Source organism: Tsukamurella sp. II2bb (assembly GCF_057815145.1).
This window is the reverse complement of the sequence record NZ_JBYPZI010000006.1, coordinates 177,934-203,593: the sequence shown is the minus strand read 5'-3', so window position 1 is coordinate 203,593 and position 25,660 is coordinate 177,934. Positions and strand designations below refer to the sequence as shown.

The window sequence follows — 25,660 nt, the reverse complement described above, 5'->3', positions numbered from 1 at the left end:
CCCTGACGTCAACGAGCAGCCTCGGCCGCGGCGGGAGCGGTGACCCCGCAGCCGCACCCGGGGTGCATGAACCATCGTCGGACGGCGATCGCGCTGCCCTCGACCTCCAAAGTACAGCCGAGGACGTCGGGCGGGGAGGTCGAGTCCCATCGGCCCGCGGCCACGGCCGCGACCTGTTGCGCCGCCACCGCCGCCGTCATGTGCAGGACCTGTGGCGACGCCCGGCCGGCACGGCCGAAGAGCTGGCACGCCAGCGACGGCCAGCCGGGGTCCGCGTCGGACCGATTCCGGTCCAGGCACCGCAGGCACGGGCCCGCGCCCGGGAGCACCAGCGGGCCGATCACCCCGGCACCGTCGCGCAGCACGACGGGAAGGTGCGGCACCCGGGCGCGCATCAGCCGGGCGACGAGCACCGGGTCGGGGGCGAGGAGGTCGGAGAGCACCACGAGGTCGACGCCGCGTCCGGCGGGCGTCCAGCTCCGGGCCGTCCCTGCGCTCACCCGCACCTCGTCGAGCGCGGCGAGCTCGCCGAGCACGGCGTCGGCGACGAGCCCGCGGCCGTGCAGGTGGACCTGCAGGGGCGACTGCGGGGGCTCGGTCTCGAGCAGGCCGTGACCGCGGAGCGCGTCGAGCAGCTCCGCGACGTCCCCGGCGGTCATGCCGAGGTCCGCGGTCCGGCGCTCGAGCTCGCGCGGGGTCCGGTAGGTCTGCAGCCAGCGGAGCAGGCCCGCGACGGCGTCCGGCGCGAGCCACGACGGTGGCTGCAGCACCGGCGCGCCGGTGGCGGACGCGCCCAACTGCACCAGCGTGGGCGGACGCACCACGACGGTCAGGTACGGGTTCAGGCGATGCCGCATACCGCCAGCCAAGCACGCCCGCACGGGCCGCCGACGCCGAAAGGCCCGGTTATCCACAGGGGAGAACCGGGCCTGAGCAGGCGTGATGGGCTCCGGCGGAAACTACTCCTCGCCGGACTCGCGGCGCATCTGCCGTTCGATCGCGGCGATCGGGTCGTCCAGATCGGAGGCGTCCGTGGCCGAGGACTCGCCGAGCAGCCGGTCGATGAAGGCCGCCGGGGCGTCCAGGTCGGAGGCGTCGGGGATCAGGTCCGGGTGCGCCCAGAGCTCGTCGCGTCGCTCGAGCGAGGTGGCGGTGACGATCCGCTCCCACAGGTCCGCGGCCTCGCGCACCTTGCGGGGGCGCAGCTCCAGGCCGACGAGCGTCGCGAAGGTCTGCTCGGCGGGGCCGCCCGACGCGCGGCGGCGGCGCATCGTCTCGCGCAGCGCGGCGGCGCTCGGCAAGCGGTCGGCGATCGCGGCGTGCACCACCGTCTCCACCCAGCCCTCGATGAGCGCGAGCAGCGTCTCCAGCCGCCCGAGGGCGGCGGTCTGCTCCGGCGTGGCCTTCGGCTGCAGCGCGGCGCCCTGCGCGGCCATCAGTTCCTCGAGCTTCGCCGGATCCTGCAGCGCGGTGGGGTCCAGGTTGCGGGAGAGCTCCTCGATGCCGGACATGTCGATGGTGATGCCGCGCGCGTACTGCTCGACGGTGTCGAGCACGCGGGCCCGCAGCCACGGCACGTGGGAGAAGAGCCGCTGGTGCGCGGCCTCGCGCGCCGCGAGGAAGACCAGGATCTCCTGGTCCTTCTGCTCCAGGTCCTTGCTGAAGGCCTCGATCGCCTCCGGCAGCAACGCCGCCGTGTCGTCCGGGCCCAGCGGCAGGCCGATGTCGGTGCTGGTGAGCACCTCCTTCGAGAGCGAGCCGAGGGCCTGGCCGAGCTGCGTGCCGAAGGACATCGAGCCCAGTTGGGTGAACATGCCCATCATCGGCGCCGCCATCTCGCGCGCCTCCTCGGGCATGCTCTGCAACCACGACCCGGAGATCTTCTCCGCGACCGGGTTCACCAGGCGCTTCCATGTGGGCAGGGTCTTCTCCTGCCAGTCGACGGGGCTCCATGCCGCGGTTCGCTGCGAGCCGGCCGGGAGCGCGGTGGCACCGTCGAGCCAGAGCTGCGCGAGATGCATCGACTCCTCGACCGCCTTGCGCTGCGCCTCTGAGACGGGCTGATGCTTGCCGAGGGTCTGCCGGGCGAGCTGCGCCGCCACCGCGTAGTTGACGGGCTCGCCGGTGCCGCCGCCGGGGGCGGTCATGCCCGCGCCCATGCCGGAGATCATCTGGCCGAGCTGGCTGAGCATGTCACCGAGCTGCGACATGTCGAAGGGCTGACCGGCGCCGAAGGGCTGGTCCCGTCGGCCTTTGCCGTCGTCACCGCCGTCGTCGCCGGAGGAGAATCCGAAGGGCAGGTCATTCATGTCTCCACGGTACTGCCCCGGTCCAGGGGCGGGTGCCCCGTGCGTCACGCTGTGGGCGAACAGGGCGCGGCTACGCTGTGCCCGTGACGGAACGCAGGATCACGACCGCTCTGGCCGCGCTGGTGCCGCTCCTGGTGCTCGTCCTGCTCGGGATGTTCGTGACGGTGCCCTACGTCGCGGTCGGCCCGGGCGACACCGCCGACACCCTGACCAGCTACGCCGAGCGCGGCCCCGACGGCAAGGTCACCGATCGCCCGGTGATCACCATCGAAGGCCTGCCGGTGCACCACCCGGCCGGGCAGCTGCGGTTCACCACGATCGCCGTGACGGACGGCCTGACCCTCTTCGGCGCCCTCGGCAAGTGGGTCTCCGGCGCGCAGATCGCGCCTCGCGACGCCTACTACCCGCCGGGCGCCACCCGCCAGCAGATCGAGGCGGGCAACCGCGAGCAGTTCACGGGCTCGGAGTCCGCCGCCACCGTCGCCGCGCTGCGGTACCTGAAGATCCCCACGGGCATCGGCGTGGTCGGACTGAGCCAGGGCGGACCGTCGGAGGGCAGGCTCCGCGAGGGAGATGTCATCGAGGCCGTCGACGGTGCGCCGGTGACCGCGGCCGATCAGGTGAGCAAGGCGCTCCAGGGCAAGAAGAAGGGCGATAACGTCACCGTCACGGTCCGCCGGGCCGACGGTGCCGTGCAGGTCCCCGTCACGCTCGGCGAGTCCGACGGCAAGCCGCGGCTGGGCATCGTGGTGGGACAGGTCCCCGCGGATCCGAAGATCCACATCGGCTTCGGGGTCCAGCAGGTGGGCGGGCCCTCGGCGGGCCTCATGCTCACGCTCGGCATCATCGACCTGGTCGAACCAGGCGACCTGACCGGCGGCAAGGTCGTGGCCGGTACCGGGGAGATCAGCGCGGACGGCAGGGTCGGGCCGATCGGCGGGATAGAGCACAAGCTGCAGGGCGCCAAGCGCGACGGTGCCTCCGTCTTCCTGGTGCCCGCCGGGAACTGCGCCGCGGCGAAGTCCTCGCCGCCGGCGGGGCTGCAGCTGGTCAAGGTGGAGAACCTCGACGGTGCGGTCAAGGCCCTCGCCGACGTGCGCGAGGGGCGCCCGGCGCCGTCCTGCTGAGCCGTCAGTCGTCGTCGAAGGTCGCGAGCAGGCCCTGGATCAGGCCGGGCGCGAGCTGGTCCGCGCGCAGCAGATCCGCGTCCGCGAAGGGATCGTCGTCGTCGGGCTGCAGCGTGAGCAGGGTGATCCGGTGCCCGTCCCGCAGGACCGCGGCGACCATCCGCGCGGTGCGGCGGTCGGGGTGGTTCTCGGCCGCGGCCCGGCCCGCGCGATCCGCGGCGTCGGCGTCGGCGAGGTGCGGTTCGAGCGCACCGTCGAGGTCGGCCTCCGCGTTCGGCGGGAGGACGATGATCTCCTGCACGAGCGCGCAGCCGACGACCTCGTCGGGCCAGGTGGTGGTGGCCAGGACGTGGTCCAGCTCGGCGCTCCCGCCCCGTGGGTCGCCGGGCAGCGGCTCCTGCTCGATCACCGTGAGCGTGGCACCGTCGTCGAGGATGTCGGCCCAGTCCGGCTGGCTGGTGGCGAGCAGGGAGGTGGGGACGAGTCCGAAGAGCTGCGGCGGCTGGCCCCAGCCCTGGGGTTCCACGAACTCGATGGCCTCGCGGGCGGCGCGGCCGAGGGCCGCCTCGTCGAATACCTGCTCCGGCTCGTCGTAGCTCACCCGCCCATGATCGCATCCCACGCCGGGCCGGGTGCTCCGTCGGTGAGCACACGCTGCTCCCATCTCGGGCAATCCGTACAGTGGTCGGCGTGACGACACCTCGTGCTGCGGGCATTCCCTCGCTGTCCCGCCGGGCAAAGATCCTGATCGCGTCGGCCCTGGTGCTTCTTGCGCTACTGCTGGTCGGACCGCGGGTGGTGGACGTGTTCACCGCCTTCCTCTGGTACGGCTCACTGGGCCATGCGGGAGTGCTGCGCACGGTGCTGCTCTCGCGGCTCGGCCTGTTCGTGGTGACGGGGCTGATCCTGGCGCTGTTCACCTTCGCGGGCATGTGGCTGGCCTACCGCGTGCGCCCGGCCTTCCTGCCCTCGCCCACGGACGACCCGGTGGTCCGGTACCGCGCCGTGGTGACGAGCAAGCTCAAGACCTTCGCGATCGTTCCGGCACTGCTCGTCGGGCTGATCGCGGGCATCTTCGGGCAGTCCTCGTGGCAGCAGGTGCTGCTCTTCTTCAACCGGCAGAGCTTCGGTGAGACGGACGCCGAGTTCGGCAAGGACATCGGCTTCTACGCCTTCACCCTGCCCTTCATCGAGTTCGTCCTCGGCTTCCTGTTCGCCGGCCTGATCCTGATGTTCCTGGCGAATCTGGTGGCGCACTACGTCTTCGGCGGCATCCGGCTCGCGGGCCGCGAGGGCTCCCTCTCGCGCGGCGCGCGGATCCAGCTCGCGGCGATCGCCGGCGTCTTCCTGCTGACCAAGGCCGTCGCCTATTGGTTCGACCGGTACGCGCTCGTCTACTCGAACCGGTCGCCGATGTTCACCGGCGCGAACTACACCGACATCCACGCCATGCTGCCGGCCAAGGCCATCCTCACCGGCATCGCGATCATCTGTGCGGCGGCCTTCTTCTTCGGCATCGTGCTCCGGGACCTGCGGGTGCCCGCGATCGCCACGGTGCTCATGCTCTTCTCCTCGCTGGTGGTCGGCGTGGGCTGGCCGGCGGCGGTGCAGACCTTCTCCGTCCGTCCGAACACCGAGCGCGAGCTCGAATACATCGCCCGCAACATCGAGGCCACCAAACAGGCGTACGGCCTAGCGGGAATGAAGTACGAGAAGACCGACCCGAAGGTCACCGACGAAGCGCTGCAGACCCTCACGGCCAAGGACGCGCCGTCGTTGCAGAACGTGCGGCTGCTCGACCCGAACGTGGTCTCCACCGCCTTCTCGATGCTCAACCCGCTGCGCGAGTACTACAAGCTCCCGGAGCAGCTCGCCGTCGACCGGTACAACGTGGGTGGTTCCTCCACGAACGTGCTGCTGGCGCCGATCGAGCTGAACCCGGAGAAGACCCCGACCGACTGGGCGGCGCGGCACCTGCAGTACACCCACGGCAGCGGCCTGATCACCGCGCCCGCGGGCCAGGTCGACAAGGTGGTCAGCGAGGGCAGTCGCGACGCGGTGAACACCGCGGGCGGGCAGCCCGTCTTCACGCGGAACGCCGTGGCGGGCAGCCCCGCCCTCACGCAGCCGCGGATCTACTTCGGCGAGATCATCGGTTCCGATCCGAGCTTCTACTCGATCGTCGGCAGCCGCGGCGAGGCCCGCGAGTACGACGGCGAGGGGCTCACCTCCCGGTACGAGGGCGAGGGCGGCGTCGACATCGGGTCGTGGTTCACGCGCCTGGCGTACGCGATCAAGTTCACCGAGCGCAACATCCTGCTCAACCCGAACATCGGTTCCGAGTCGAAGATCATCTACCAGCGCGATCCGCGCGACCGGATCAAGCAGGTCGCGCCCTTCCTCACCGTCGATACCAAGACCTACCCGATGGTCGACTCGCGGTCGGGCCGCATCGTCTGGATCGTCGACGGGTACACGACGCTGCCCAAGTACCCCTACGCGCAGCAGACCTCCCTGTCGGAGGCCACCGGGACGCGCCCGCAGGCGGCGGCACCGGGCCAGCAGACGGAGCGTCGCCCGGCGGACGAGCAGGTGGGCTACATCCGGAACTCCGTGAAGGCCACCGTCGACGCCTACGACGGGTCGGTGCACCTGTACCAGGTCGACGACAAGGACCCCGTGCTCAACGCCTGGAAGAACGTCTTCCCGGGCGTGATCGAGGGCGGCGACAAGATCCCGGCCGAGATCAAGCAGCACTTCCGCTACCCGCAGGACCTGTTCGAGGTCCAGCGCTTCCTGCTGCAGCGCTACCACGTCACGGATGCCAACACCTTCCGTGAGGAGAGCGACATCTGGCAGGTCGCGAACGCGCCCAAGGACACCCGGGACCAGGGCGGGATGCAGACGCCGTACTACTCGGTCGCGGCCATGCCGGGCGGCGGGCCGACGCAGTTCCAGCTCTCGACGATCCTGCAGCCCCGTAATCAGCCCTACGTGGCCGCCCAGGTCTCCGTCGCCTCGGGCGGCGAGGACGCCGGTCGCGTGATCGTGCGCAGCATGGCGCGCCGCACCGCCGGGCCGAGCCAGGCCGCCGACCTGATCAAGGCGTCCGACTCCTACCGCGCGGACAACGCCAACATCAGCGCGCTCAACCCGCAGTTCGGCAATCTCCAGGCGATCGGGCTCGCCAACGGCGGTCTGGCGTACGTCTGGCCGATGTACGCCAAGAGCAGTGAGCAGGGCACGCCGCCCAAGCTGATCAAGGTGCTCACCCTCAACCCGGTCACCTCCGGCGCGGGTTACAAGCCCACCGTGGCCGCCTCGCTCACGGAGGCGGGCTTCCGCGGAGTCGACGCTGCGCTCGCCACGGCCGCCACGGGCGTTTCGGGCTCGACCCCGGGGCAGACGGTGCCCGGTGCCCCGCAGCCCGGCCCGAACCAGCCGCCCGTGCAGGCGACGGTGCCCGGCGCCGACACCCCCGAGGTGCGGGCCGCGGTGAAGGCCGTCTCCGACGCCTGGGGATCGGTCCTCTCCGCGCAGCGCTCCGGCGACCAGGTGGCCGTGGGCCAGGCGATGAAGCAGCTCGGTGACGCGATCGGCAAGCTGCAGGAGGCCGAGTCGAAGGCGCGGGGCGGCAACTGATCTCAGCTCCCGGGCCGGGGCGGCGACGCCCTTCCCGGCCCGGGAGACGAGCGTCACGTTCAATCGATTTGCACATCGTGATCGTCTTCCAGTAACGTTGTGTTCACACCGACGCGGGGTGGAGCAGCTCGGTAGCTCGCTGGGCTCATAACCCAGAGGTCGCAGGTTCAAATCCTGTCCCCGCTACTAGGTTGAAAGGCCCCCGGAGAAATCCGGGGGCCTTTCGCATTCCACGGGTCCGGCCCGAGATCCGGTGCCGCCGTGGCTGAGGTCAACGAATGGATTGCCGGCGTCGGCCGACGTGCCGCATCCGAGACGGCGTGGTCGATCCGTTTTCCCATGCGCCGGACGCATGGCTGTAATCCCGCAGGTCAGAGGTGGTATCCGGAACCTGGAGCCATGCGTGGCACGCATGGCTCCAGGTTCCGGATCAGCAGCGGTAGGAGTTGTCCGCGCCGATGGACTTCACGGTGGGCTTCGCCGAGCCGGTGCAGGTGACCGTGTTGTCGTGGCCGCTGACATCGACGGACGATGCCGAGCCGAGCGTGATCGAGTTCCCGCTGCCGATCACCTTCAGCGAGGTCAGGTCGCGCAGCGTCAGGGTGTTGTCGTGGCCGTTCACCTCGACCTGCTTGCAGTTCGAGGTGAAGACGATCGCATTCGAGGAGCCGATGAGCTCGACGTCGTCGTTGCACGCCAGGGTGCGCACCTGATCGTGCCCGCTGAGCTCGATCCGGGCGGAGGCGGCGGGCGCTCCGACGGTGCCGGCGATGAGCAGCGCGGTGGTGGCGGCGGCGAAACGGGCGAGGGGCTTGGTCATGTCGATCGTCCTTCTACGAACGCGGATCCGGGCGAATCGGACGCTACCAGGATTGCGATCGCGACCGGACACGATGCCGCACGGGCACGCGCGTCCGGCGAGCTCAGTGCTAACGAGCCGGACGCGCCCAGGTGGTGAGGGATCGAGGCCCGGCGCCGCGGTCGAGGGCCCGCACGAAGACGGCGCAGCCGACACCGGAGAGTGCCATCCCGATCGCGAAGGTCGGCGCGTAGCCCAGCAGATCACCGGACACCCCACCCGCGAATCCGGCCGCCCCCTGCGCGGCGACCACCGCGCACGCCAGCAGGGTGTAGTCGGCGCCGGCGTGCGCGCGTTCGCTGGCGTCCATCATGAGCGTGAACAGCGCGACCGTGGCGGCGCCGCCGAAGACGTGCTCGGTGAGATTGGCCGCGACCACCATGGGGAAGCCGCCGATGCCCAGCGCCGCCACCACGTACAGGCCGATCGTCACGGTCTGCGTGGCACCGCCGGCGAGCAGCGCGGCGCGCCGCCCGTACCGGAACGCCCACCAGCCCCCGAGCGCTGAGCCCAGCAGGGCACCGACGGAGCTGAGCGCGCCGCTCACCACCGCGATCTCCGTGAGATTCAGGCCCGCGTCGTGCAGGAACGGCCCCGCGATCGCCGAGACCATCGCGTTGCCGAACTTGTAGGCCGCCAGAAGCGCGATCAGTGCGATCACCCCGGGCCGGCGCAGACGGTGCCACCACGCCGCGCTCAGGCCGCTCACAGGGCCCGACGGGGCCTCGGGCGGGGCCGGCGCCCCGTCGGGCCCAGTATCGCGCGCCAGGAAGGCGACGGGGACCGTGCACAGCAGGATCACGGCGCCCAGCGTGAGCAGCAGCACGCGCCAGCCGCTCTCGGCGTAGATCCAGAGGAGCCCGCCGCCGCCCGCGATCATGCCGAGCCGGTAGGCGCCGGTCTGGATGCCGTTGCCGAGGCCGCGCTCGCGGGGGCCGAGGAGACGGACGGCCAGGCCGTCCGTGGCGATGTCCTGAGTGGCGGAGAACAGGTTGATCGCGGCGATCGCGACGAACAGCCACCGCAGGGAGCCGGTGAGGTCGGTGGCGGCGAGGGCGAAGGCCACGCCGGCGGAGCCGAGTTGCGTGGCGAGGATCCAGCGCCGGCGCGTGCCGATCCGGTCGACGGCGGGCGCCCACAGGAACTTCAGGCCCCAGGGGAGGTAGAGGAAGGAGGTGAGGCTGATCGCGGTCAGCGACAGGCCCGCATCGCGCAGCAGGACGGGGATCGCCTGGGTGAAGAAGCCGAAGGGCAGCCCCTGGGCGAAGTACAGGCCCGTCAGCAGCAGGAGCACGCGCAGTCGCACCCCGCGATTCTGGCAGTCCGCGCCCACGGACGCCGGACGGGGCCGCACGGGTCGGGACGCGCAAACGCCTGTGGCGGCCGATTCACGGGGAATCGACCGCCACAGGCGTGAGTGTGATGCGGATCAGCCGCGGCGACCGCAGCTCGGCCACGCGCCGATGCCCTGCGAGGCGAGGACGTTCTCCGCCACGCGGATCTGCTCGGAACGCGAGGCGTTGTGCGGCAGGCCCGAGCCGCCGTTGGCGCGCCAGGTCGACGGGCTGAACTGCAGGCCGCCGTAGTAGCCGTTGCCGGTGTTGATGTTCCAGTTGCCACCCGACTCGCAGGCCGCGATGGCGTCCCAGTTCACGCTGTCGGCGTTCGCGGCGCCGGTGCCGAAGGCGACGGGCGCGGCGACGATCGCGCCGGTGACGGCCATCATGCCCAGGGTCTTGCGGATGTTCTTCAAGGGGTTCCTTTCGCCGGTGCGCATGCCAGGGCACAGCCCGATTGGGGCGGAGGTGCCGGGGAAAGACATGGACCGCGCCTTCTCTGTCGGGCACGGCAGTGGGCTGAGGAGGATCGCTCAACCGGCTCCGGTGACGTGGTGCGTCACTCGTGAAGCGGTCCGGCGCCCGAGGAAGATGCTCTCGTTTCGGCGGCGGGCCCACACATACGCGGTGGTTCGCGGATTCAGTTTTGTTCCCGTGATCGGGTCGAGATGAACACTAGGTGGCTCACGGCACGATGTCATCCCCGCTTCGAGACGGTCGCGGTTTGATAACGGTTCGGTCACGACCGGTCGCTGGAAGAGTCCTTCGAGGTCACGCCGTCGATCGCTAGCGATAGCTAGCAACGGCAACGACCAGCGGAAAGTGACAGCTCTCACACTGAAAATGTGACTGTGATCACTCACTGGGAAGCCGTGGGTGGCACCGGAATCCGCAGAACGACGAACGGGGCGGGGGGGGGGGGGGGGGGGGGGGAAACCCCCACAAAAAAACACCCCCCACTTCTGTTCTGGTTTTTTGCGGGGAGAAGGGGGGGGAGAAAACAAAAACAAAAAAAAGAAGAGGCCCTCTTCTCCCCCCCCCCCCCCCCCCCCGCCCCGTCGAACGACCCTCTGCTACTTGAGCTGCGCGCTCGTCAGGTCCAGATGGCGGCGCGCGATGATCAGCTGCTGGATCTGCTGCGTGCCCTCGAAGATGTCGAGGATCTTCGAATCGCGGGCCCACTTCTCGAGCAGGGTCCGCTCCGAGTAGCCCAGTGCGCCGGCCAGCTCCACCGCCTTGAGCGTGACGTCCGAGCCCACGCGGCCGGCCTTGGCCTTCGCCATGGACGCGTTCATCGAGTTCGGCAGCTTGTTGTCGGCCATCCAGCCGGACTTCAGCGTCAGCTGGTAGGCGGCCTCCCAGTCGGACTCGAGGCGGATGAACTCCGCAGCGGCGTGCGGCAGAGTGTTCACGGGCGCGTCGTAGTCGATGACGATGCCCGCGTCCTCGAGCACGGTGCGCAGTTCCTCGAGCGAGGCCCGCGCGCAGCCGATGGCCATGGCGGCCACCAGGGGGCGGGTGTTGTCGAAGGTCTGCATGACCCCGGCGAAGCCCTTCTCCACGTTCACCTCGGGGCTGCCGAGGATGTTCTCGAACGGGATGCGGCAGTCCTCGAAGCGGATCTCCGCGGTATCGGAGGCGCGGATGCCCAGCTTGTGCTCGAGCCGGGCGACGGTGACGCCCGGGTGTTCGCGGGGGACGACGAAGGACTTGATCGCGGCGCGGCCGGCGCTCTTGTCGACCGTCGCCCACACCACGATGTGGTCGGCGCGCGAGCCCGAGGTCACGAAGATCTTGGTGCCGTTGATGACCCACTCGTCGCCGTCGCGGGTCGCGGTGGCGGTGACGGCGGCCGAGTCGGAGCCGAAGGAGGGCTCGGTGATGGCCATCGAGGCCCAGACCTTGCCGAAGCGCTCGAGCTGCTCGTCGGTCGCGACCGCGGCGATCGCGGCGTTCCCGAGTCCCTGGTACGGGAAGGCGAGCATGAGACCCGTATCGCCCCAGCACATCTCGATCGCGTTGATGATCGACTCCATGGTGCCGCCGTTGCGGCTGCCCGCGGTGGCGTCCACCGGCTTGGGCTTGGCGGCGTCCGCCTCGGCACCGTCGCCCTTCTTGCGGTCGCCCGAGGCGGCCGACGGTGCCTGGCCCGCGTCCGCCAGCCCGTCGTACAGGGCCGCGATGGTGTCGAGTTCCTTGGGGTACTCGTGCTCGGCGAGGTCGTACTTGCGCGAGATGGGGCGGAAGATCTCGGCCGCACCCTGGTGCGACATCTCGGCCGACGCCTTCAGCTTCTTGGGGAGTTCCAGATTGATTGCCATGATGGTTCTTTCGTCTGTCAGAAGGAGAAGGGCCTAGAGGACGACGACGCCCTCGGCGATGCCGACGGCGCGCAGGTCGCGGTACCACCGCTCCACGGGGTGCTCCTTGGTGAAGCCGTGGCCGCCGAGCAGCTGCACACCGTCCAGCCCGATCCGCATGCCCTTGTCCGTCGCGAACTTCCGCGCCAGCGCCGCCTCGCGGCCGAAGGACAGGCCCTGCTCGGCGCGCGAGGCGCCGCGCCACACGAGCAGCTCCAGGCCCTCGATCTCGGTCGCCATGTCGGCCACGGCGAAGGCCACCGCCTGACGGTGCGCGATCGGCTCGCCGAAGGCCTCCCGCTCCTTCACGTACGGGGTCACGTAGTCGAGCACCGCGCGGGAGGTGCCCAGTGCCAGCGCGGACCAGCCGAGGCGGGCCAGGCGCACCACGTCGGTGTAGTTCTGGGCGGCGGTATCGAGATCCACCTCGCCGAGCAGTGCGGTCGACGGGACCTTGACATTGCCCAGGTTGAGCCGGCCCAGCGACGCCGCGCGCAGCCCCATGCTCGGATCGCCCTCGACGATCACGCCGTCGGTGCCGGACTCGACGATGAACAGGGCGGGCTTGCCGTCCAGCTCGGCGCCGACCACGAAGAGCTCGGCCGAACCGGCCTGCGGCACCATCGCCTTCACCCCGTTGAGCACGTAGCCGCCCGCGGTACGGGTGGCCTTCGTGGCGGGGGCGAACGGGTTGAACAGAGCGCCCGGCTCGGCGATCACCACGGAGGACTGCGGCACGGACTCGCCGGCATACTCCTTGAGGTAGGTCTGCTGCTGGCCGTCGGAGCCGAACTGCGCCAGCGTCACCGCGACGCCGCTCGGGGCGAGGATCGGCAGGGCGAGGCCCATGTCACCATGGGCGAGCGCGGATGCGACCAGCGCGTTGGTCACCACGCCGCGGTCGCTGCCGGCGCCGTCCAGCTCCTCCGGCACGTTGATCATGGTGATGCCGAGCTCCGTGGCGCGGGCGAGCAGCGATTCGGGGGCCTCGGTCGCGGCGTCGGCGTCGAAGGCGGCCGGCCGGACGATCTCGGCGGCGAAGTCCTTCACCGTGTCGACGATCATCTGCTGCTCGTCGTCCGGGGTGAGGTCGTAGTTCGACTTCGTGCTCGAGGCCAGCCGCTTCGGCTTGCCGGTGCCGGCCACCACCTTGAAGGTCCGGTTGGCCGCGCCGAGCGCCTTGAAGCCGGTCTTGGTGCCCTCGTAGGCGACGCGGTTCACCAGGCCCTGCAGGCCGCGGTTCTGCACGAAGGGCGTCTGCACCACGGCCATCAGTGCGCGGATCAGCTGCCCGGTCGGGTTCCGCCGGATCGGGTTCTTCCCGATGGCGCTGGTGTCCCGGGGATCGGTTGACGTGCTCATCTCCACCATCTCGTCGTCGTGACGGCGCAGGTCGCCGAGAGGGTCCCCGGGTGTCGCGCCGTCAACTTACTCATCAGTCAGGAGTGACCTTACTTGACGGTAAGTTCGGTGCCAAGAGCATCGCCGAAGAATTGCGGGGTGGGAAGAAGTGCTGGGGCGGGGAGTGCAGCATGGGCTCCGCCTGTGGCGGCGTCAGTCGTACAGCGAGGCGTGCTCCTCGCGGATCACGTTCTTGCGGATCTTTCCGGTCGAGGTCTTCGGCAGCGCATCCACGATCACGATCCGTTTCGGGATCTTGTAGGGGTCGATGTGCGCCCTCATCGCCTCCCTGATCGCCTCGGCCTGCAACTGCGCGCCCGGCCGGGGAACAACGAACGCAGTGATCGCCTCGGACCAGTGCGGGTGGCTCAGTCCCACCACGACGACCTCGGCCGCACCGGGTTCGGCGGTGTAGAGCGCCTTCTCCACCTCCAGCGACGAGACGTTCTCGCCGCCGGTCTTGATCACGTCCTTGCGCCGATCGGTGAACCACAGAATGCCGTCGTCATCGAACCGCCCGATGTCGCCGGAGTGGAACCACCCGTGGCGGAACGCCTCCTCTGTCGCCGGTGCGTTGTTCAAGTACTCCGTCAGGGCGTGTGGTCCGCGGTAGACGATCTCGCCGGTCTCACCCGGAGGGAGGAGAGTGCCGTCCGCGTCCATGATCGCGGCGTGCACGTTCACGACGGGCGTCCCGACGGCGCCGGGGTGCGTGAGCTGATTCTCCGGCCGGAAGATGGTTGCGGTCGGACTCATCTCGGTCTGGCCGAACAGGAGGTAGAAGTCGCAGTCGAAGCGCTCGATGCACCGCTCCAGCATGTCCTGCGGCATCGGCGCCATCGCGTACAGCGCCTTGCGCAGTGACGTGAGGTCTCGGCGGCCGATCGTCTCGTGTTCCAGCATGGCGCGGTACATCATCGGCAACCCGAAGATCTGGGTGATGCCTCGGTCCTCGATCATCGTGAGCAGCGTGTCCGCATCGAACCCGGGAAGGATGTGGATCGCGGCGCCAACCATGATCGCCGGCGTGCAGTGGCAGTTCAGCTGCGCGGTGTGGAACATCGGCATCATCGCCACGAAGCGATCGTCGGCACTGAACCGTCCCTCGAGTGCCATTGTCATCGACTCGAGGTAGACGGCGGTGTGGTTACCTACGACGCCCTTGGGTAGCGATGTGGTACCGCTGGTGTACAGATACGTCAACGGTGCCCGGTCCCCGACGAGGTGTTCGGGCTCGGTGCGGTCGTCGCCGGCCAGGTCGGTGAACTCCTCCGTGGTGACTGCGGTCCACTCGGCCGGTGTCCCGATCACCACCACCCGTTCGATTCCGGGAGTCCCTTCGACGGCGGCCCGCATGGCGGGCTGAAGCGACTCAGCGACGACGAACAGCCTTGCGGCCGAGTCGTTCAGGACATGGGCCACCTCGTCGCTGCGCCATCCAAGGTTGATGGGGACGCACACCGCCCCGATCTTGGCGCAGGCGTAATACACGGTCAGGAACTCGATGCTGTTCCCGGACGCCAGTCCGACGGCGTCGCCCGTGCCGACGCTCCGCGCTACGAGCCCGTTTGCGACGGCGTTCACGAGACCGTTGAACTCGGCGTAGGTCAGCGTGCGCTCGCCTTCGACGAGCGCGACCGCGTGCGGCGCGCGGGCGGCGCTCCGCGTCAGGCTGTCTCCGACGTTGACCCGATGGATGAGGTTATCGGTGAGCGCATCCAGTGCCATGGCGACCTCTTAGTGAATGATGAGTTATTAGTTCTGCTGATTCTGGCACGATCCGGGTTGCTGGTCCCAGGGTTCAGGGAATCCGGACTCGGTAAGTGATTTGCTGATCACTTCAGGTTCGGGGGAGTCGAAGCCGCCGGCGCGCGGATCGACGTGCGGAGGCGACCACCGGAGCGACGGCTGGGCGGTAGGGTGACCCCGTGAGTCCCCGTGCAACGGCTGGCCCCCGGGTCCGTGACCCGGAGCGCGCCCTGAAGATTCTCGACGCCGCGGTCGAGCTGTTCGCCGCCCGGGGATTCCATGCGGTGTCGATGGCGGACATCGGTCAGGCGTCGGGCATCGTCGGCTCGGGCGTGTACCGGCATTTCGACAGCAAGTACGCGGTGCTGGTCGCGATCCTCGACGACGTGATGACTCGTCTGCTGGAAAGCGCGGACGCCGTGGTGGACCAGCACACCGATGTCGAGCAGGCGCTGACCGCGCTGATCCGTACGCAAGTCGAGTTCTGCCTCGATTCCCGTCTCTACGTGCTCCTGTACCGGCGCGAGCTGCACTCGATGAAGCCGGAGGACGGCTCCAGGCTGCGCAGGATGCAGCGCAGGTACAACGAGGACTGGATCGCCACGCTGTTGGAGTTGCGCCCCGAACTCGACGACGCCACGGCGCGCACCCTGGTGCACGCGGCGATCGGGGCGATCCAATCGACGGTGAGCTACCGTAGCGGGCTGCCCCGGGAGGATCAGATCGCGCGGCTCACCGCGGTCGCCGAGGCCTGCCTGCGCGCCTGACCGGCCGATGCGGGGCCTGCATCGTCAGGCCTCAGTGGACCCGTACAGCTCGGCGAACCGGCGCCGCAGCTCGTACTTGAGCACCTTTCCCCCGACGGTGTCGGGCAGCGTGTCCACGAACACCACTCGCTTCGGGGTCTCGAAACCGGCGAGGCGTTCGCGGGCCCAGGCGATCACCGTCGCCTCGTCGAGTTCTGAACCCGGTTCGCGGACCACGAGAGCAGTCACGGCCTCTCCCCATTTCCGGTGGGGGAGGCCGACGACGGCCGCTCGGGCAACTGAGGGATGCGCCACGAGGACGGCCTCGACCCGTAGGGACGAGACGTTCTCTCCGCCACTCTTGACGATGTCCTTGTAGCGGTCCACCATGATCCGCTGCTCGGACTCGCCGACCACGCAGCTGTCGCCGGAATGGAACCAGCCCTCGCGGAAGGCCTCCACTGTCGCGTCCGGATTCCGGTAGTAGCCGGCGGTGAGTGCGGGCGACCGGTACACGGCCTCGCCGGGCTCGCCCGGTTCGAGTTCGGCGTCCGCGCCGAGCGGTGAGACGATGCGCGACGCGAGGATCGGGCTGGGGAGGCCGACGTAGTTGTCCCGCGGCGAGGTCCGTTCGTACAGATCGCGCCAGCTGTCCGGCCAGAACCGGTGGCAGCCGATGGATTCGGTCTGGCCGAAGATCGCGAACACGGTGAATGCCCTGGCGCAGCGCGGGCGGAGCGAGGCCAGCACGTGGGGCGGTAGCGCGGCCCACCCGTAGACCGCGACCGTCAACGAGGTCACGTCGAGATCCGGGTTCGCGATGAGGTGCGCGTCCAGGGCGCCGAGCATGGCGGGGGAGCCGCCCCAGAGCGCGGTCACCCGCTCCTCGGCGATCGCGACCGCGATGGCGGCGGGGTCGGGCTTGCGGCCGACCACGAAGGTGCCGCCGCACAGGAGTGTGGAGACGGTGAAGGGAAGCTCTCCGATGTGGTAGATCACCGGCAGGTACGAACACAGCACCAGCTCCGACGCCACAGGAAGGCCTCTGGTCACATCCACGGCGAAGCCGTATCCGGTGAAGTAGGCGGCGGCGTGCGAGATCATCACGCCCTTCGGGGCCGAGGTCGTACCGGAGGTGAAGAAGATCTGCCAGATGTCGTCGCCGTGCACCGCGACGTCCGGCTCGATGTCGGGTTGCGCGGCGCAGAAGGCGCTGAAGTCCTCGCTGCCCGCGACCGGCCCACCACCGATGCCGATCGTGACGGTCGGTGTCAGGCCCGCCGCGGAGAAGGTCTCCAGGACCGGAGCGGGCACGGAGCCGTCGACGATCAGCAGCGCCGGCGTGACCAGCTCGATGAGCCCGGAGATCACGTTGGGCGCGGTCATCGTGTTCACCGGCGCCGCCACGAGCCCGGCCTTGGCGATGCCGAACTTGGCGATGATCGCCTCGACGGAGTTGTCGCAGTACAGCATCACCACGTCTCCGCGTTGGGCGCCGCGGGCCAACAGGCCGTTGGCGACTCGGTTGGCGAGACGGTCCGCCTGCCGATAGGTCAGCGTCCGGTTGTCGGGGTCGGCGTACGCGCCGTCGCGCCCCACCAGTGCGAGGTGCTCGGGCGTGCTCCAGGTGACCCGTTCGAACAGATCGCCGACCGAGGTGCGGTTCCACCGGTCGTCCGCACGGCGACCCACCAGCGTTTCCACGTCGAGGGACATGTCGATCCTTCCGATCTGTTCTCAGTACGATTTGGGGAGTGAGAGGCTGTGCTGCGCGACGTAGTTGAGGATCATCTCGCGACTGACCGGCGCGATTCGGAGCAGACGGGCCAGTCCCCACTGCGGGATCAGTCCGTACTCGACGCTCAGGCCGTTGCCGCCGTGGGTCTGAACGGCCGTATCGACGGCGCCGATGGCGGCCTCCGCGGCGGCGTACTTAGCGATGTTGGAAGCTTCGCCCGCGGGCAGTCCGTTCTCGTAGAGATGGGCGGCCCGGGCTGTCGCGAGAGCGGCCAGATCGACCTCGATCTTGGCCTTCGCCAACGGGTGGGCCACGCCCTGATGGGTGCCGATGGGGCGCCCCCACACCGCGCGCGTGCGCGCGTAGGCGGCGGCGGTCTCCACCGCGTGCCGCCCGATCCCCACACACACCGCCGCGCCGGTGATGCGTTCGGGGTTCAGCCCGTCGAAGACCTGTGCGAAGCCCTCGTCCCACTCGCCGAGCAGCGCGTCCTGTGCCAATCGCACGTCGTCGAAGTGGAGGGTGAACTGCTTCTCCGGGACCTGTACCGCCACGGGCAGCCTGTGCCGGACCAGCCCGGGCGCGTCGGTGGGAACCACGAACAACGACAGCCGCGAGCGGCCGGTCGTGGCATCGGTGCCGGTGCGGGCCACGATGATCAGCGCATCGGCCTCGTCGACGCCGGAGATGTAGTACTTGGTGCCGCGCAGCAGGTAGTCCTCGCCGTCGCGGACGGCGGTGGTGCTCACCCTGTGGGTGTTCGAGCCCGCGTCCGGCTCCGTGATGGCGAACACCACCTTGGTCTCGCCGGAGGCCATCGCGGGAAGCCAGCGCTGCTTCTGAGATTCGGTGCCGTACTTGGCGATCAGCTCGCCGGAGATCGCGCTGGAGACGAGCAGGAGCAGCAACGGGCAGCCGTGCGCGGCGGTCTCCTCGCAGACGAGGGCGAGTTCCGTCATCCCCGCACCGCCGCCGCCGTACTCCTCGGGCAGGTTGATGCCGATGAATCCCGCGTCGCCCAGCGCTCGCCAGAGCTCGGTCGTGGGCTCGTGCGCCGCAGCCCGTTCGGCGAAGTACGACGCCCCGAACCGGTCGGTGATCGCGCCCACCGCGTCCCGGATCGCGCGGTGGGTCTCACTCTCGTCGAAGGCGGATCGGTCGGGGCTCATCGCTGGTCTCCTGTGGTCGGTGCGGTGCCGCTTGCCCGAGTGGGGAGCAAGCGGTCGGGGATCGCGAGGTGCCGTGCCCGGACGTACTCGCCGAGGCCCTTCGCCTGCGCGTCGGGTCGGGTCGACGAGGCCACGCCGTCACCGAGGAAGCGGGCCACGACGAAGTTCAGCGCGCGGAGGTTGGGCATCTCGTAGCGGGTGATCGGCAGGCCCGCCGCCTCGGGTACCAGCTCGGCGAACCTCTCCTCGGTGAGAGTGGCGCGCAACCATTCCCACCGTTCAGCGGTGTCGGTCCAGAGGCCCACGTTGGCGGCGCCGCCCTTGTCCCCCGACCGCGCTGCGGCGATCCGGCCGAGCGGGACGACGGTGACCGGTTCGCCGGTCTCCTCGAGCGCCCGGGGAGCGGCGGGTGCGGGCCGGTCCACCGGGCCGCCGGGGGTGTGCGGCACCTCCTCGCGGGTACCGTCGCCGTGCACGACGGTGTGTGTCACCTCGCCCGTGTCGACGAGAGTGGGCCAATACACGCCGAACTCGCTCGCGGACGAGGGCGGGGTAGTGGTGTGCACCCCCGCGTAGCCCCCGAGGAAGAGCTCCATCACAGCGTTGGAGAACCGGCGATCCACCTTCGCCCGGTCGGCATCCTTGACGGTGATCCTCAGGTGCGCAGTCGATTCGGCGGCGGTGACGGGGTCCGGCTTGTCGTAGCGGAGCAACTGCACGTCGACCTCGTCGAACTGTTCCCTACCGCCGAGGATCGTGAACAACTCGTCCACCGCCCACGCCGCCTTCTCCTCGATGTCGAGTCCGGTCAGCACGAGCGTCATCGTGTTGCGGTAGCCGCCCACGTAGTTCATCGCGACCTTGAGCGACGCCGGTGGTGGGCCGCCGGTCACACCGCTGACCCGGACCCGGTCGGCGCCGTCCTGCTGGAGCTGCGCGTCGTCGAAATGCGCGACCACATCCGGGTTGAGGTAGTGCGGATGGTTGATCTCGTACACGATCTGGGCGGTCACTGTGCCGGGGGAGACGAGCCCTCCCGTGTCCGGATGCTTGGTGATGACGAAGGCGCCGTCCGCGCCCACTTCGGCGATGGGGAAGCCGGGGTAGCGACGATCGACGATCTCGTGGATCTGTGAGTAGTTCCCTCCGGTTGCCTGGGGGCCGCACTCGATGATGTGTCCAGCGAGGACGGCGCCGGCGAGCGCGTCGAAATCGGTACGCTCCCAGCCGTGCCACCACGCCGCAGCCCCACTCACCAGTGAGGCATCGGTGACGCGGGGGCAGATCACGACGTCCGCGCCGGCGCGCAGCGCGGCGGTGATCCCCCAGCCGCCGAGATAGGCGTTGGCGGAGACCGGCCGGACCCCGGTGCCAGCGAGGTCTGCGCCGGTGTCCATGTTGGTGAGCGGGTTGCCGTTCGCCTGGAGCGCGTCGAGCCGGGGCACCAGGTCGTCGCCCTCGATGTGGGCCACCGACACGCCGACGCCGAGTTCGGACGCGAGGTTGCGGACATCCTGTGCCAGCCCCGCCGGGTTCAGGCCGCCGGCGTTCACGACCACCTTGATCCCGCGGGCGCGGCAATCGGCCAGCACGTCACGCAGTTGCGTGAGGAAGGTCCGGGCGTACCCGGCGTCCGGATCCTTCGCTCGGGCCTTCCACAGGATCAGCATGGTCAGCTCGGCCAGGTAGTCGCCGGTCACCACATCGACGGGGCCGCCGTCGATCATCTCCCTGAACGCGGCGAGCCGATCGCCGTAGAAGCCGGATACGTTGCCGATCCGGATCGGGCGCCGGGGTTCGTTCATCGGAGGGCCTCCGTGGATTCGCTGTCGATCGATTGCGATGCGTCGCCGCGGCGCGGGCGGCCGGACGTCGGGGCGCCGGCGAAGGCCTGCGCGATGCGCATCCAGCCGGCGGCGGTGGTGCCGCGCACCTGCAGGGCGGTGTCGGCGATGTTGCGGCGTTGCGTGACGACGAACACGAAGTCCTCCGCCGGGCCGTGCACGAGGTCGTCGGAACCGTCCGGTCCCCAGGACCATTCGTCACCGTCAGGGCCGATGAGCTGGACCCGGACACCTTTGGTGGGCACCGCGAGCCCGTTGTTGCGGTGTGCGAAGGAGAAGGTGCTGACACCGAGGTGGGCGATGCTGCGGAGCGCACGACTCGGCGGATGCGGCACGCGGACCGTGTCGTAGACGTCCTGCCCGTGGGCCCAGGTCTCCATCAAGCGCGCCGTGACCGACGAGGCCGCGCTCATTGCCGGGCCGTACCAGGGTAGGCGGGTCCCCGGCTCGGCCACGGCGAACCGCGCGAGCAGGGCGCCCCGGCTCCGCACGAACCACGCGAGCAGTTCCGCGGGTGCCAGACCGTGGTATCGAGTGGCGATCCGGTCCGGGAAGTCCAGCCCGTCCGCGATCAGGGCGGCGGCCTCGTCCCGGAACTCGTCGGGCCGGTCCAGCGCGGCGACGGCAGCGTCGTCGAAGAACGCCAGGTGCGAGACCTGGTCGGCCACGGTCCATCCCGCCGCGGGGGTGGCGCCGGCCCACTGCTCGTCGGTGAGGTTCTCGAGCACGGCGGTCAGACCGGCCGTCTCCACTGCGAGTTGGTCGAGGAGGTCGGGGTAGTCGACAGCCACGTCACCGGCCCTTCCACTCGGGGTGGCGCTTGTCGCGGAAGGCGCGCATGCCCTCCTGAGCGTCCTCGCTGAGGTAGACCGGCTCCCAGATCTCCTCGGCGCGCTGATAGGCCTCGGCCAGCGGCAACTCGGCGGTCAGGCGCATGGTGCGTCGGCCCGCCGCGACGGACAGCGGTGCGTTACGGGCGATCTCGACGGCCAGCTCCTGCGTGGCGGACCGCAGCTCAGCGGGCTCGGCGAGCCGGTTCACGAAGCCGATCTCGTAGGCGCGCCGAGCGCTGAGGGGGGCACCGGTGAGGACCATCTCCATCGCGACCCGCGGCGGAATGAGCCAGGGCAGCGGTGCAGCCCACGGGGATCCGCGGCCGATCCGCACCTCCGATATCCCGAAGGTGGCGGTGGTCGACGCCACGGCGAGGTCGCACGTCTGGGCGAGCAGGAAGCCGCCGCCCAGCGCCGCGCCGTTCACCGCGGCGATGGTCGGTTTGCTCAGCTCGATGTTGCGCCCGATCTGCGGCACGAAGTCCACCGGCGGGACGCCGAGCGACACCTCGGCCATCTCCTTGAGGTCGCCGCCCGCGCAGAACGCCTTCTCGCCGGTTCCGGTGAGTACCAGGACCTTCGCGTCGCCGTCCGTGTCGAACCGGCGCAGGCCCGCGAACAACCCGTCACGGACGGCCCGGTTGAGGCTGTTGCGCGCCTCGGGCCGGTCGATCGTGAGCCAGGCGACACCGTCGACGACCTCGTAGGTGACGGCCTCCTCGATCCCGGTCATAGCTGCTCCTCCTCATCGATCACGGCGAGCACGGCGCCGGAGTCCACCTGCTGGCCCACGACGGCGACCAGTTTCGCGACAATGCCGGCGGCGGAAGTCTTGATCGTGTGCTCCATCTTCATGGCCTCGAGCACCACGATCGCTGTGCCCGGGGCGACGTGGTCGCCCTCGGCCACTTCCACCCGGACCACGGAGCCCGGCATCGGCGCGTGCAGCGATCCGGCTTCCTCCGCCTCGCTGGGGTCGGTGAACCGGGGGGTCTCGCGCAGGGCGGTCGCGCCGAGCGCGCTGCGCACGAAGCGGTCCGCGCCGTCGGTGTCGATCCGGTAACTGCGGCGGACACCGTCCACGACCGCGTCGACCCGCCCGGGCTCGACCACGATCAGCTCGACCCCGGCGAACGCGGTGCCGCCGACGGCGCCGTCGACGCGGTCGCCGTGCACGCGGTAGGAGACGACGACCGGCTCACCGGCCGAATCGAAGGTCGCGCACTGGTCGGCGCTGCGCACCGTGCGGAAGCCCGGCGGCAGTCCGGGCAGGATCGTGGTCCGTGCGCGCCGCTCGCTCATCCCCGCGATCGCGGCGACGAGGGCGTGCACGGCGGTGCGGTGCGCGACATCGCCGCGGGCGGCGAGCCGTGCGGGCGGGTGCCGGTCGAGGAATCCGGTGTCGGTGGCGCCTGCGGCGAAGGCGTCGTGCCGCAGGATCCCCACCAGGAGATCGCGATTGGTGGTCACGCCGTCGACGACGGCCTCGTCCAGGGCGCGGGCGAGGCGGCGGCGGGCGTCGTCGCGGTCGCGGCCGTACCCGATGACCTTCGCCAGCATCGGGTCGTAGTGAGTGCTGACCCGCGAGCCGGACTCGAACCCGGTGTCCACCCGGATCCCGGGCAGCTCCGGCATCTCGAACCGCGACAGTCTGCCGGAGACCGGGATGAAGCCGGTGTCCACGTCCTCGGCGTACAGGCGCACCTCGATGGCGTGACCGGAGAACGCCGGCTCGGCCACCTCGCGCGGCAACGGCTCGCCGCCGGCCACGAGCAGTTGGGCGCGCACCAGATCCGTGCCGGTCACCAGCTCGGTCACCGGATGCTCGACCTGCAGGCGCGTGTTGACCTCGAGGAAGTAGAACTCGCCGGACGGCGCCATCACGAACTCGACGGTGCCGGCGCCCTCGTAGTCGAGCGCCCGGCCTGCGGCCACCGCCGCGCTGCCGAGCCGCTCGCGAAGTGCCGCATCGACAGCGGGGGAGGGGGATTCCTCGACCACCTTCTGGTAGCGGCGTTGAATGGAGCACTCGCGTTCGCCCAAGTGGACGACGTTGCCGTGGCTGTCGCCGAAGATCTGCACCTCGATGTGGCGGGGGTTCTCGACGAACTTCTCGAGGAAGACGGTGCCGTCCCCGAACGCCGACGCCGCCTCACGGCCGGCGCCGGTGACCGACTCGATGAGTTCGTCCGCGGTGCGCACGATGCGCATGCCGCGGCCGCCGCCGCCGAACGCGGCCTTCACCAGTACGGGGTAGCCGATGCGCTCGGCCTCCGCGCGGAGGGCACCGGCGTCGGGCTGCGTCGCGTCGTCGACCACCGAGCCGGGTAGGACGGGGACGCCGGCCCGTTCCATCAGAGTCTTGGCCTGGATCTTCGAACCCATCGCGGCGATCGCCTCGGGCGACGGGCCGACGAAGACGATGCCGGATGCCGCGCAGTCGCGGGCGAATCCCTCGTTTTCCGAGAGGAAGCCGTATCCCGGGTGCACGGCGTCGGCGCCGGTGGTGCGTGCGGCCTCGATGACGAGGTCGCCGCGCAGGTAGGTCTGGGCCGGGGCGAGCCCGGGCAGGTGCACGGATTCGTCCGCGAGACGCACGTAGGGCAAGTCCCGGTCGGCGTCCGAGTACAGGGCGACGGTGGCGATGTCCATCTGTCGAGCGGTCGCGATGACGCGGGCGGCGATCTCGCCCCGGTTGGCGATGAGGAGCTTGGTGATGCGAGTCATCGGGATCCAATCACATTCTGAAGACGCCGTAGCCGCGCTGGCCGGCGACGTCGTTCGAGTGGGCTGCGGACAGGGCGATGGCGAGGATCGCCCGGGTGTCTCGGGGGTCGATGACCCCGTCGTCGTAGATGCGGCCGGAGACGAAGAACGAGTGGGACTCGGCCTCGATCTGCTTCTCGATCGCGGCGGTCCGCACGGCATCGGCCTCGTGGTCGAACTCTCGGCCGGCGGCCGCCGCCGAGGCCTTTCCGACGATCGACATCACGCCCGCGAGCTGAGTCGCACCCATCACCGCCAGCTTCGCGTTGACCCAGGTGAACATGAACCGCGGGTCGTACGCGCGGCCCGACATGCCGTAGTTGCCGGCGCCGAACGAGCCGCCCATGTTGATGGTGATGTGCGGGACGCGGCTGTTGGTGACGGCGTTGATCATCTTGGCGCCGTCCTTGATGATCCCGCCCTGTTCGTACTCGGTGCCCACCATGTAGCCGGTGGTGTTCTGGAGGAAGATCAGGGGGGTGTCGGTCTGGTTGGCGAGCATGATGAACTCGCTCGCCTTCTTGGCCTCCTCGCTGAACAGCACGCCGCGTGCGTTCGACAGGATTCCCACCGGAAAGCCGTGCACTGAGGCCCATCCCGTCACGAGACTGGTGCCGTACCGGGGCTTGTACTCGGAGAACCGCGAACCGTCGACGACGCGGGCGATCACCTCGCGCGGATCGAAGGGAACGCGCGGGTCGCCCGACGCGATGCCCAGCAGTTCCTCCGCGGGGTAGAGCGGCTCGTCGGCCTCCCGGCTGGGCCCGGGGCCGCGTTTGCGCCAGTTCAGGTGCGCCACGATGTCCCGGCCGATGCGGATGCAGTCGCGCTCGTCCACCGCGAAGTAATCGCCGACGCCCGAGACCCGGGTGTGCATGTCCGCGCCGCCCAGGGCCTCGTCGTCGGCGTCCTCCCCGGTGGCCATCTTCACCAGTGGGGGACCGCCGAGAAACACCTTGGCACCTTTGTCGACCAGCACCGAGTAGTCGCACATGCCGGGGACGTAGGCCCCGCCCGCGGTGGCATTGCCGAAGACCAGGGCTACTGTGGGAACGCCCATCGAGGACAGTTCGGTGAGGTCGTGGAAGATCTTGCCGGCATTCACGAACAGTTCCGACTGGGTGGGCAGGTCGGCGCCGCCGCTCTCCACCAGATACACGACGGGCAGTCGGTTGACGCGCGCGATCTCGAGAGCGCGCAGGTTCTTGCGGAGCGTGTACGGGTTCATGGTGCCGCCGCGCACCGTCGGGTCGTGCGCGATGATCATGCACTCCACGTCCGAGACGACGCCGACGCCGGTGACGATCGCGGCGCCGACGGTGAACTCGGTGCCCCACGCCGCGAGGGCGGACAGCTCGAGGAACGGCGCGTCGCGGTCGAGCAGCAGCTCGATCCGCTCGCGCGCGAGCATGCGGCCGCGGTCGTGATGGCGCTGCGCATACCTCGCCCCGCCGCCCGCGACCACCTCTGCGAGCTGCGCGTCCAACGCCGCGAGCGCGTCGAGCTGGACCTTGCGGTTGGCGCGGTAGTCAGCAGCATCGGGGTCGATGGTCGATGTCAGGACCGGCATCGGCGAGCCTCTCCTTCGGGCCTCCGGCGCGATGGAGGCGACTGTGCTTTGCATCACAGGGTTAGTGAATGGCGATACACTAACGCTGAGGAGTTGCTGCCGTCAAGGGGCCGACCAGGCCGTCAGAAGAGCGGGTAGTGAATAATGATTCTTGTCATCGTCGTGGGGCATCCGCACAACGACGCGCACCCGCGCCGGGGGCGCGGGTGC

19 protein-coding genes and 1 tRNA gene are annotated in these 25,660 nt (G+C 69.9%); 4 read left to right on the top strand and 16 right to left on the bottom strand.

Annotated features, from left to right (window positions below; translation table 11 throughout):
* Positions 1 to 8: 8 nt before the first annotated feature.
* A complete protein-coding gene (locus AC21LY_RS15260; protein ID WP_489047359.1) occupies positions 9 to 857 on the bottom strand; it encodes a hypothetical protein in 849 nt (282 codons plus the stop codon).
* A 102-nt stretch (positions 858 to 959) separates the two neighbouring features.
* A complete protein-coding gene (locus AC21LY_RS15255) occupies positions 960 to 2,309 on the bottom strand; it encodes a zinc-dependent metalloprotease (RefSeq protein ID WP_489047358.1) in 1,350 nt (449 codons plus the stop codon).
* A gap of 83 nt (positions 2,310 to 2,392) precedes the next feature.
* Between AC21LY_RS15255 and AC21LY_RS15250 the strand changes: the two genes are divergently transcribed.
* Positions 2,393 to 3,436: a YlbL family protein gene (locus AC21LY_RS15250; protein WP_489047357.1), complete on the top strand. Its 1,044-nt coding sequence runs from the start codon at positions 2,393 to 2,395 to the stop codon at positions 3,434 to 3,436.
* 4 nt (positions 3,437 to 3,440) lie between these two features.
* Here AC21LY_RS15250 and AC21LY_RS15245 read toward each other — a convergent pair whose 3' ends face one another.
* Positions 3,441 to 4,037, bottom strand: a complete 597-nt coding sequence (locus AC21LY_RS15245; RefSeq protein ID WP_489047356.1) for a PPA1309 family protein — start codon at positions 4,035 to 4,037, stop codon at positions 3,441 to 3,443.
* Positions 4,038 to 4,126: 89 nt separating this feature from the next.
* Between AC21LY_RS15245 and AC21LY_RS15240 the strand changes: the two genes are divergently transcribed.
* Both AC21LY_RS15240 and AC21LY_RS15235 read left to right on the top strand, forming a co-directional pair.
* On the top strand, positions 4,127 to 7,078 hold the full coding sequence (locus AC21LY_RS15240) for a UPF0182 family membrane protein (RefSeq protein ID WP_489047355.1): 2,952 nt from the start codon (positions 4,127 to 4,129) through the stop codon (positions 7,076 to 7,078).
* A 112-nt stretch (positions 7,079 to 7,190) separates the two neighbouring features.
* Positions 7,191 to 7,264 (top strand) — tRNA-Met (locus AC21LY_RS15235).
* A gap of 244 nt (positions 7,265 to 7,508) precedes the next feature.
* Here AC21LY_RS15235 and AC21LY_RS15230 read toward each other — a convergent pair.
* The 6 genes from AC21LY_RS15230 to AC21LY_RS15205 all read right to left on the bottom strand — a co-directional run bounded on the left by AC21LY_RS15230 (position 7,509) and on the right by AC21LY_RS15205 (position 14,763).
* On the bottom strand, positions 7,509 to 7,898 hold the full coding sequence (locus AC21LY_RS15230; protein WP_489047354.1) for a DUF3060 domain-containing protein: 390 nt from the start codon (positions 7,896 to 7,898) through the stop codon (positions 7,509 to 7,511).
* 109 nt (positions 7,899 to 8,007) lie between these two features.
* Positions 8,008 to 9,243 (bottom strand): MFS transporter, encoded by a 1,236-nt coding sequence (locus AC21LY_RS15225; protein ID WP_489047353.1) that lies wholly within the window; start codon positions 9,241 to 9,243, stop codon positions 8,008 to 8,010.
* A gap of 123 nt (positions 9,244 to 9,366) precedes the next feature.
* Positions 9,367 to 9,690, bottom strand: a complete 324-nt coding sequence (locus AC21LY_RS15220) for a transglycosylase family protein (protein ID WP_489047351.1) — start codon at positions 9,688 to 9,690, stop codon at positions 9,367 to 9,369.
* 657 nt (positions 9,691 to 10,347) lie between these two features.
* Positions 10,348 to 11,595: an acyl-CoA dehydrogenase family protein gene (locus AC21LY_RS15215; RefSeq protein WP_489047349.1), complete on the bottom strand. Its 1,248-nt coding sequence runs from the start codon at positions 11,593 to 11,595 to the stop codon at positions 10,348 to 10,350.
* Positions 11,596 to 11,628: 33 nt separating this feature from the next.
* A complete protein-coding gene (locus AC21LY_RS15210) occupies positions 11,629 to 13,005 on the bottom strand; it encodes an acyl-CoA dehydrogenase family protein (protein ID WP_489047348.1) in 1,377 nt (458 codons plus the stop codon).
* Between the two features lie 183 nt (positions 13,006 to 13,188).
* Positions 13,189 to 14,763 carry an AMP-binding protein gene (locus AC21LY_RS15205; RefSeq protein ID WP_489047347.1) on the bottom strand — a complete coding sequence of 525 codons (1,575 nt, stop codon included), beginning with the start codon at positions 14,761 to 14,763 and terminating at the stop codon, positions 13,189 to 13,191.
* A gap of 200 nt (positions 14,764 to 14,963) precedes the next feature.
* Here AC21LY_RS15205 and AC21LY_RS15200 point away from each other — a divergent pair, with 200 nt between their 5' ends.
* Positions 14,964 to 15,551 carry a TetR/AcrR family transcriptional regulator gene (locus AC21LY_RS15200; protein ID WP_489047346.1) on the top strand — a complete coding sequence of 196 codons (588 nt, stop codon included), beginning with the start codon at positions 14,964 to 14,966 and terminating at the stop codon, positions 15,549 to 15,551.
* A 24-nt stretch (positions 15,552 to 15,575) separates the two neighbouring features.
* Here the strand turns inward: AC21LY_RS15200 and AC21LY_RS15195 are convergent, their stop codons facing one another.
* From AC21LY_RS15195 to AC21LY_RS15165, 7 genes are read right to left on the bottom strand one after another with little or no spacing between them, the layout of a single operon-like run.
* Positions 15,576 to 17,246, bottom strand: coding sequence for an AMP-binding protein (locus tag AC21LY_RS15195; protein ID WP_489047345.1), 1,671 nt, complete (start codon positions 17,244 to 17,246; stop codon positions 15,576 to 15,578).
* 21 nt (positions 17,247 to 17,267) lie between these two features.
* Positions 17,268 to 18,437 carry an acyl-CoA dehydrogenase family protein gene (locus AC21LY_RS15190; RefSeq protein WP_489047344.1) on the bottom strand — a complete coding sequence of 390 codons (1,170 nt, stop codon included), beginning with the start codon at positions 18,435 to 18,437 and terminating at the stop codon, positions 17,268 to 17,270.
* Positions 18,434 to 20,242, bottom strand: a complete 1,809-nt coding sequence (locus tag AC21LY_RS15185) for an acyclic terpene utilization AtuA family protein (RefSeq protein ID WP_489047343.1) — start codon at positions 20,240 to 20,242, stop codon at positions 18,434 to 18,436. Before AC21LY_RS15185 ends, AC21LY_RS15190 begins: the two co-directional genes overlap by 4 nt.
* Complete coding sequence (locus AC21LY_RS15180) at positions 20,239 to 21,072, bottom strand: TIGR03084 family metal-binding protein (protein ID WP_489047342.1); 834 nt, start codon at positions 21,070 to 21,072, stop codon at positions 20,239 to 20,241. The genes AC21LY_RS15185 and AC21LY_RS15180 overlap by 4 nt, the downstream gene beginning before the upstream one ends.
* Before the next feature lies 1 nt (position 21,073).
* Positions 21,074 to 21,847 carry an enoyl-CoA hydratase/isomerase family protein gene (locus tag AC21LY_RS15175; RefSeq protein WP_489047341.1) on the bottom strand — a complete coding sequence of 258 codons (774 nt, stop codon included), beginning with the start codon at positions 21,845 to 21,847 and terminating at the stop codon, positions 21,074 to 21,076.
* Entirely contained in the window at positions 21,844 to 23,841 is a 1,998-nt protein-coding gene (locus AC21LY_RS15170; protein WP_489047340.1) for an acetyl/propionyl/methylcrotonyl-CoA carboxylase subunit alpha, read from the bottom strand. The genes AC21LY_RS15175 and AC21LY_RS15170 overlap by 4 nt, the downstream gene beginning before the upstream one ends.
* Positions 23,842 to 23,851: 10 nt before the next feature.
* On the bottom strand, positions 23,852 to 25,450 hold the full coding sequence (locus AC21LY_RS15165) for an acyl-CoA carboxylase subunit beta (RefSeq protein WP_489047339.1): 1,599 nt from the start codon (positions 25,448 to 25,450) through the stop codon (positions 23,852 to 23,854).
* Positions 25,451 to 25,660 lie beyond the last annotated feature (210 nt).